This window comes from Sphingorhabdus sp. (assembly GCF_044239005.1).
GTDB lineage: Bacteria > Pseudomonadota > Alphaproteobacteria > Sphingomonadales > Sphingomonadaceae > Sphingorhabdus_B.
This window is the reverse complement of the sequence record NZ_JBIICH010000092.1, coordinates 1-8,237: the sequence shown is the minus strand read 5'-3', so window position 1 is coordinate 8,237 and position 8,237 is coordinate 1. Positions and strand designations below refer to the sequence as shown.

Below are 8,237 nucleotides of genomic sequence, written 5' to 3'. Positions count from 1 at the left end.
CCTGACGCTGGACAGCGCGCATTTCCTTTTCAAGCTTGCCCACGCGTCCGTCAATATTTGCATCTTGCGCAACTGCGGATGCGCTGAGTGCAAATGCTGCGCCGCTCAACAAAGCAAACCGAAAATTCATTGCTCATTCCCCTTAAACTGACAAGTTTCGACGTATCGCTGATTGGACCAACGCGACAAATACCCATCACACCATTTCAGTGCAAAGAAAACCTGATTTTATTTAGATTTGTTCCGCGTTGTCGGTACTTTGCTGAGCAGGGTCAGCACTATTTGCCGGCAGAGGCGCGATCGGCGCTGTGGCGGCTGGCTTTACGGAGATCGGTGACGTGACCGGTTTGTCGGCTGGCGCAGCATCTGTGAGTGTCAGGCTTCTGAAAATCAAATATGCAGCCAGCGCAACCGCCGCGATTGCGGCCGACGTCCATGCGAGTGTTTTCGAAGGCACGCGCGCCGGGTCGGCTGGTTCGTAGTTTTGAGCTGGTGGCTGATAGCCTTCATGACCACTGCGCGCCAATTCCCAGCGCATCGCCTCACTGATTGCGGCGGCATCCATGTCTATAGCATTTGCATAAGATCGCGCGAAACCGAGCGTGTAGGTTTGGCCGGGGAGGGCGTCAAAATTTGATTGCTCGATAGCTTCGAGGTGGCGAGTCGGCACACGCGTTTTTGCGGCGATATCGGATAGACTTAAACCCAGCCGTTCGCGGCCTGCTTTTAGCTGGCTACCTACGGATCCGTGCCCTTCGTCAACAGAAGCTAATAAGTCCACTGCAATCTCCACGCCCCATTTTTTCTACCTCTTTGTGCAGTTATGCGGACAATGGTCATCTTCCCGATAAAGTCAACGGCGATTAAAGTTTTGCACCTTTGGGAAATCCTGCAATTTAGCCGGTTTCAATGCCTTGGCTTGCGGCCCATATTGCCAGCTCCTCACGTAAATTCCCCGTGGGATTATTGAGAAGCTCGTCCATCTTCTTGCGAATATCCGCATGGTTGGTCGTGCGCACCATCGCTTTTATGGGTCCCACAGCCGCTGGCGTGATCGACAGGCGATGGATGCCCAAGCCAATCAACGCGAGCGCTTCAAGTGTCCGCCCACCCATTTCGCCACATACCGCGACGTCGACTGGATAGCCGTCCGTTGTCTGAACCACGCGCCGGATGAAGCGCAAAATGGCGGGACTCAACCAGTCATATCGCTCGGCCAAGCGCGGGTCAGCGCGGTCTGCTGCAAACAGGAACTGCGTGAGGTCATTGGTGCCAATCGACAGAAAATCGATTTTAGGCAGCAACATATCAAGTGTTTCGGCCAGTGCCGGCACCTCGAGCATTGCACCATAACGGATTTTTGTCGGCAGCCGTTTCTTTTGACGCCCCAAAAATTGCATCTGGCCTTCAAATATTTCTCGGGCCGCGTCAAATTCCCATGGCTCGGACACCATCGGAAACATAACGTTCAATGTGCGTCCGGCGGATGCTTCAATGAGTGCGCGGGCCTGCGCCTTCATCAGCCCTGCATGGTCCAAAGACAGGCGCAGCGCGCGCCAGCCGAGAGCGGGGTTTTCTTCCTCGCTCGTTTCGTCTTTCAAATAAGGCAGGGGTTTGTCGCCGCCGATATCGAGCGTGCGAAAAATGACTGGCTTGTCGCCTGCCGCTTCAATGACATCGCGATAAAAACGTTGCTGACGCTCACGTTGGGGCAGCGTGGCAGATATCAAAAACTGGAATTCTGTGCGGAACAGGCCAACGCCCTCCGCACCGGTGGTGGCCAAGGCGGACATATCGTCGCGTAATCCGGCATTGATCATTAACGTCACCGGCACGCCATCATTCGTGACCGATGCGGCATCACGCATCGCTGCGTAGCGGGCTTTTTTCTTTTGCCGATCGACCAGATCATGTTGGAAGATTTCCTCGGCAGCTGACGACGGCCTGACGATGACGCTTTTTTCGTCGGCGTTAAGGAGCAGCATGTCGCCATCGCGGACCTTGTGGCGAATGCCTTGTACGCGGCCCAGCACGGGGATACCCATCGCGCGCGCGACAATCACGACGTGCGCGGTCAGTGACCCTTCCTCAAGCACTACGCCGCGCAGACGCCGTTTGTCATATTCCAGTAGCTCGGCGGGGCCCAAATTGCGCGCAATCAGGATCGAGTCTTTTTTCAGACCGAGTTGCGCAGCCGTGCTCATCTGACCCGACACAATCCGCAGCAACCGGTTGGATAGATCCTCCAGATCGTGCATGCGGTCCGCCAGCAGCGCATCGTCAATCTGACGCATACGCATGCGGGTGCGTTGCTGGACGCGTTCGATGGCGGCTTCCGCCGTCAGGCCGCTGTCGATGGCCTCGTTAATGCGGCGGCTCCAGCCTTCGTCATATGCAAACATTTTATAGGTCGCGATGACTTCTTCATGCTCGCCGCCCGTGCCGAAATCAATTTGGCTGGCCATGCGGTCGATTTGTTCGCGCATTTTGTCAAAGGCGGAATAGACGCGGTGACGCTCGGCTTCGATATCCTCAGCGACGGTATGTTCAATACGGACATTGGGCTGGTGAAAAATGGCAACGCCAGCCGCCGCGCCCTTTACAAGCGGCAGGCCCGTCAGGCTAATCGTGCCGGTGTCATTTTCGCCCCGCGCGCTTGGCTCGTCGACAAGGTCTGCATTGGCGATCAGTTCTGACAGCACCATGGCCACGGTCTGAAGTGCCTCAATTTCGACCTCTTCATATTTCCGTGGCTCGACATGCTGCACCGCCAACACGCCAACCGCGCGTTCGGAACGCACAATCGGCACGCCTGCAAAGCTGTGAAAGCGTTCTTCGCCTGTTTCGGGCACATAACGGAAATTGGGGTGGGCTGCGGCCTCATCCAAGTTCAATGTTTCGACATTTTCCGCAATCGTGCCGACAAGGCCTTCGCCTAAGCCGAGGCGGGTGACGTGGACTGCCGCCTCATTCAATCCGCGCGTTGCAAATAATTCAAGCGCACCATCGCGCAACAGATAGATCGAGCACACTTCGCTCGACAGCGCTTCACCAATGATATTGACCACATGGTTCAATTTGCCCTGCGCATGGTTTCGCGAGGCCATCACTTCGTGAAGACCGGTCAGTATGTTGCGGGCAGAACGGGTAGCGCTTTCCATCTGTCCCATCTAGCAGAGACATAAAAGGCAAGCGATACCCCGCTTGAAATTATTCGTAGTCAGCCAGTTCAGGCTGACTCCTGCATAAGTACGTCTTTAAGATGCAGCTTTTGCTTCTTAAGGCTCAGAATGATGTTGGTGTCAGGAAAGGGTCTATGTTCTTCGCGCTGTAACTTTTGCTCAAGATCAGCATGTTTGCTGCGAAGTGCGGACAGATGATTATTATTCACATCATTCTCCTTCAGCGTAAGACTCGGTGGTCCAACAGCCAAAGTAAATCACGAAACATCGGGCGAGTCTCGCGATAATTTTGCGTTTGGCGTGCACCAGAAACATGCGCCTGCAATCATGCCCGCTTTTAACGATGACTTGTTTGCACGACTCTGGTTAGAAGGGGGAATGAACGACGACGGCTACCAGCAGCAGCTGGAACAATTGAAGATTGAACATCGCGATTTGGATGATGCCATTACGGCGCTGACCATGCAGCCGGTCGTTGATCAGCTTCAGATTGCACGTCTGAAAAAGAAGAAGCTGATATTGAAAGACCGAATCATGCGTCTTGAAGATCAGCTGGTGCCCGACATTATCGCCTGACCCGTTACCGTCCCAAACATTTACAATTGCGCGATGATTGTTTCATATCGGCACACTCGCAATATGTTGCCGCGATGGGATCGTTTGCACTAACATCGGGGCATGGGCCGTGCCATAAAAGCGTATGCGCAAAGCACAACTCGAAATGACCCCTTTATTAGTGGATTCTTTGTTCACAGAAGCGATGCTGCTCGCCGATGAAACGCGCGCCTGTTTTGACCGCAGCTTGGATGCAGGGCATTTGTCTCCGGAGATTTCGGTCGCTTTCTCCTGCGAGTCTCTCAAGGTTACCACACGCCTGATGCACAGCATTGCGTGGTTGTTGAACCAAAAGGCATTGCGGGCTGGCGAAATAACCGAAAGCGAAGCGCGAAATGAAACCAACAATCTGGGCTATGCGCCCGCCAGCGATGGGCAGCTGGTGTTGCAATTTCCCCCAGAGACGCAAGCGCTGATCGGCGCGAGCGAAGAATTATATGACCGCCTTCAACGGCTCAGCGAGAAAATGCGTGCCCCTGTTCCACAGGCGTCGGAACCACATGCCATGCGCGACCGTTTGCGCGCGTCTTTTTAAGCGTCGAACTGCAGGCTGGCCAAACGGGAATATAGGCCACCTGCCGCGCTAAGTGTCGCGTGGTCGCCTTCTTCAACTATCTGACCTTGGTCCATCACAATGATACGGTCTGCGGAACGTACGGTCGCCAGACGGTGGGCAATGACGATTGTCGTGCGGCCAACCATGAGGCGTTCAAGCGCGTCCTGAACAAGGCGTTCGCTTTCGGCATCCAAGGCACTGGTTGCTTCGTCGAGCAACAGGATTGGGGCATCGCGCAGCAGCGCGCGCGCAATCGCGAGGCGCTGCCGCTGACCACCGGACAGACGCGCACCGCTCTCGCCCAAAAACGTGTCCAGACCCTCTGGCAAGGCACGCAGGAACTCCGCGGCATTCGCTTGCTCTGCTGCGGCCCAAATGGCGGCATCGTCCGCCAGCCAATGACCGTAGCGCAAATTGTCCCGTGCGGAGGCCGCGAATAAAACGGTGTCTTGCGGAACCAGGGCGATGCGCTGGCGGAATTCGGCTGGATCTGCACTGGTCAGCGCCACGCCATCGATGCGGACAGTGCCAGCCTCAGGGTCGTAAAAGCGTTCAGCAAGCTGGAACAAGGTCGATTTGCCTGCGCCTGATGGCCCGACGACAGCGACTGTCTCACCGGGGGAAACCTTCAGGCTGAAATCGTCAAGCGCAGCAACTTCGGGTCGGGTAGGATAGCGGAACCGGACATGCTGAAACTCAAGCTGACCGCGCGCTGGTGGCATGACCACTGGGCTGGCGGGAGCCGCAATTTCGGGTACTTCATGCAGCAATTCTGCCAAGCGCGAAGCCGCGCCCGATGCGCGCACAAGGTCCCCATATACTTCGGTCAATGCGCCGAAGGATCCGGCGACAAGTGCGCCATAGAGCACTACGGCGAACAATGTTCCGGAGGATATAACGCCTTCTTTGACTTGGTCCGTGCCTTCCCACACCAGCAGCGTGATGCCGCCGAAAATGAGCGCCATGACCAACGCTGTCAGGAACGCGCGTATCCGTATGCGCTTTTTCGCGGCGGCAAATGTACCCTCGACCGCATCTGCAAATCTGACGCCCTCACGCGTTTCTTGACCAAATGCCTGAACGATTTTGATTGCGCCAAGGGCTTCGGAAATGATGGTGCCGACGCTGGCGACATTATCTTGGCTGGTGCGCGATGCCTTTTCCAACCGCCGGCCGAGAAAAACGATTGGCAGTACAACAACCGGAATGCCCGCCAAAAGCCAAATGGTCAGACTTGGAGCCAAGCCAAAAAGCAATGTCACGCCACCGATGCCGATAAAGATATTCCGTAACGCAACGGACACTGTGGTGCCAACAATCTGTTCGATAATCGCCGTATCTGCGGTCATCCGGCTCGCGATTTCGCCGGGCCTATTCTCTTCAAAAAAGCGTGGCGCAAGCCGAAGCAAGTTGCTTTGAACGGCAACGCGGATGTCGCCGACGACGCGCTCGCCCAACCAGCTGACAAAGTAAAAACGGAATGCCGTCGAAACACCGATGACGACGACAATGCCCAGCAACAGATAAAAATATGGCGCGGGGTCGCCGCCATTTTTCGCAAAGCCCTCATCAATAATCAGCCGCAGGCCATATGGGATAGCCAGTGTCGATGACGCTGCCGCTATGAGCGCGAGAAGCGCATATGCAATCTGACGTGGGTATTTGATCGTAAAATGCCCGATCATCCGCAAGCTGCCGAAATTAGGCTTTTGTTTTACGACAGGCGCTTCAATGGCGTCGGGTGCAGGCGTTGTTGGAATGTCGGAAATTTCGTTCGTCATTCGGTCCGCCTAGCAGTGCGCCGAAGCGGGAACAATGCGCGACAGATGATGCCGATGCCTTTTTCTATGGTGCAATGCACAATAAACGCTTATGGATTCCACAAGAACGCCCTGTTTTTCTGGGCCGAAAGACGGAAATCTAAGGATTGCAGATGCTTTATACCGCTTATGATATGCAACGGAGCTGGTTAGCAGGTGCGGGAAAAATTGCACAGGCGCAGGCAGATATGCTCAAGAATTTCACTGGGCCATTTAGTGTGGGCGGTCTTGCCCCCATCGCGGCGTCGGCATTGGATGTTTTTGCCCATTCGGTTTTGCCGCGCGGAAAGCCAGCATTTGGATTGGATAATGTTACTGTCGATGGCAAGACGATGCCGGTTCAAGAAGAGAATTTGGCGCGCAAGCCCTTTGGGCAGTTGAAGCGGTTCGTTTATGAAGGCAGCAGCGCGAAGCCCCGTTTGCTCATTTGCGCGCCGATGTCCGGGCATTTCGCGACGCTGTTGCGCGGAACGGTCGAGCGCATGATCCCAACGCATGATGTTTACATCACCGATTGGAAAGATGCGCGCGATGTGCCGTTGACCGGCGGCGGCTTTGATCTTGAAACCTACATCGATTATCTCATCGAATGGCTTGAATTCATTGGCCCCGATGCCGGCGGACGCGGCGCTCATATGTTGGCGGTATGTCAGCCTTCGGTCCCGGCCTATGCCGCAGCTGCGGTGATGAGCGCCAAGGACCATCCGTTGCGGCCACGCACCTTGACGATGATGGGCGGCCCAATCGACACCCGCGAAGCGCCAACGGCGGTGAACGACCACGCCACACGCCGCCCGCATGAATGGTTCGTCCAAAATGTCATTGCGACCGTCCCGCCATATTATAAAGGGTCGGGACGGCGGGTATATCCCGGTTTTCTGCAGCTTTCTGGCTTTATGTCGATGAATCTGGGCAACCATATGATCAGCCATTGGTCAATGTTCTCCGACCTCGTCAAAGGCGACGGCGAAAGCGCGGATCGGCACAAAGAATTTTACGACGAATATCGCTCGGTCTGCGACATGACGGCGGAATTCTATCTGCAGACCGTCGATACGGTATTTCAGCGTCATTTGTTACCCAAGGGCGAATTCAACTATCGCGGTAAGCTCGTTGATCCCGGTGCAATTACGGACATCGGTCTGCTGGCGATTGAAGGTGAGCGGGACGACATTAGCGGCCTTGGGCAAACCAAAGCCGCGCTCAACATTGCGACCGCTTTGCCTGACGCGCTCAAAAAATATCATATGGCGCCAGAAGTTGGCCATTATGGCATCTTCAACGGCAGCAAATGGCGCGAAAAAATTGCACCGGTGGTGGAAGACTGGATTGTCAGCCACAATGGCTAGGGCCATTGGTGCCATGTTGCGTTTATGACATTGCACATCACTGCCACCGTTGAACGCTGGCCCGTCGATGGCCAATTTATAATCGCGCGCGCCGCTGCCCATATTTGCCGATGAAAGCTGCCATGTTGCGGCGGACGTTGCGGGCCGTCATCCTTCCACTTCGTCACCCTGAACTTGTTTCAGGGTCCATCGTGCAGCACGCCCAGAGCTAGAAAGGATAAATGGCCCCTGAAACACGTTCAGGGTGACGGGGGTAGGGAATGTTCACCTTCCCTCCCCTCCCTCTGCGCCCTCCGCGCTTCTGCGCGAGCCCGTTTTGCACGCAGAGGGTATGCACATGCGGGAATAACAGCGACAGGAATGAAGGAAAATTCCTTGCACTGAACAAAATGGCCTCAAACCGTGAAGGTGAGATTTATGCGTTCACGGCCCAATAGAGGTTTTAAGCTTTATAACGCGTCGAGATACTCGATATCGGGCGCGCCCGCGAGGCAGGGCGCCAGCTTGGGGCCAGCGGCCTTGAAATAGTCGCTGGCGCCATGTGCGGTGAGCGCATCCTGATCGACATATTGCTCGAGCACTTTGTAAACCTGTGGGTTGGACCGTGACCGGGTCAACGTATAAAATACGTTCCCCGGTTCATTGGCCCGAACGGCAGCCGCAAGCTCTGCAAACACAGCCTCAAAGGCTTCGTTTTTGCCGTCGGCGACGGTTA

The 8,237-nt window shown here is 55.4% G+C and carries 8 protein-coding genes; 3 read left to right on the top strand and 5 right to left on the bottom strand.

The genetic code is table 11. The features are described 5' to 3' along the window. Positions 1 to 232: 232 nt before the first annotated feature. The 3 genes from ACILQA_RS08145 to ACILQA_RS08135 form a co-directional block, all read right to left on the bottom strand. Positions 233 to 781: a helix-turn-helix domain-containing protein gene (locus tag ACILQA_RS08145; RefSeq protein ID WP_395629249.1), complete on the bottom strand. Its 549-nt coding sequence runs from the start codon at positions 779 to 781 to the stop codon at positions 233 to 235. Positions 782 to 896: 115 nt separating this feature from the next. Beyond that, positions 897 to 3,161, bottom strand: coding sequence for a phosphoenolpyruvate--protein phosphotransferase (ptsP, locus tag ACILQA_RS08140; RefSeq protein ID WP_395629248.1), 2,265 nt, complete (start codon positions 3,159 to 3,161; stop codon positions 897 to 899). 68 nt (positions 3,162 to 3,229) lie between these two features. Beyond that, complete coding sequence (locus ACILQA_RS08135; RefSeq protein ID WP_395629247.1) at positions 3,230 to 3,391, bottom strand: YdcH family protein; 162 nt, start codon at positions 3,389 to 3,391, stop codon at positions 3,230 to 3,232. Between the two features lie 169 nt (positions 3,392 to 3,560). On the opposite strand from ACILQA_RS08135, the gene ACILQA_RS08130 reads away from it, so the two are divergent. Then, positions 3,561 to 3,758 (top strand): YdcH family protein, encoded by a 198-nt coding sequence (locus tag ACILQA_RS08130; RefSeq protein WP_395629246.1) that lies wholly within the window; start codon positions 3,561 to 3,563, stop codon positions 3,756 to 3,758. Positions 3,759 to 3,903: 145 nt separating this feature from the next. Next, on the top strand, positions 3,904 to 4,332 hold the full coding sequence (locus ACILQA_RS08125) for a DUF1465 family protein (RefSeq protein WP_395629245.1): 429 nt from the start codon (positions 3,904 to 3,906) through the stop codon (positions 4,330 to 4,332). Here the strand turns inward: ACILQA_RS08125 and ACILQA_RS08120 are convergent. Then, positions 4,329 to 6,134: an ABC transporter transmembrane domain-containing protein gene (locus ACILQA_RS08120; RefSeq protein ID WP_395629244.1), complete on the bottom strand. Its 1,806-nt coding sequence runs from the start codon at positions 6,132 to 6,134 to the stop codon at positions 4,329 to 4,331. The two genes, ACILQA_RS08125 and ACILQA_RS08120, sit on opposite strands and share 4 nt — an antisense overlap. Positions 6,135 to 6,286: 152 nt before the next feature. Here ACILQA_RS08120 and ACILQA_RS08115 point away from each other — a divergent pair, with 152 nt between their 5' ends. After that, positions 6,287 to 7,522 (top strand): polyhydroxyalkanoate depolymerase, encoded by a 1,236-nt coding sequence (locus tag ACILQA_RS08115; RefSeq protein ID WP_395629243.1) that lies wholly within the window; start codon positions 6,287 to 6,289, stop codon positions 7,520 to 7,522. A gap of 449 nt (positions 7,523 to 7,971) precedes the next feature. On the opposite strand, the gene ACILQA_RS08110 is transcribed toward ACILQA_RS08115, so the two are convergent. Beyond that, positions 7,972 to 8,237 (bottom strand): putative quinol monooxygenase (locus ACILQA_RS08110; protein ID WP_395629242.1); only part of this gene is annotated, 266 nt, incomplete at its 5' end.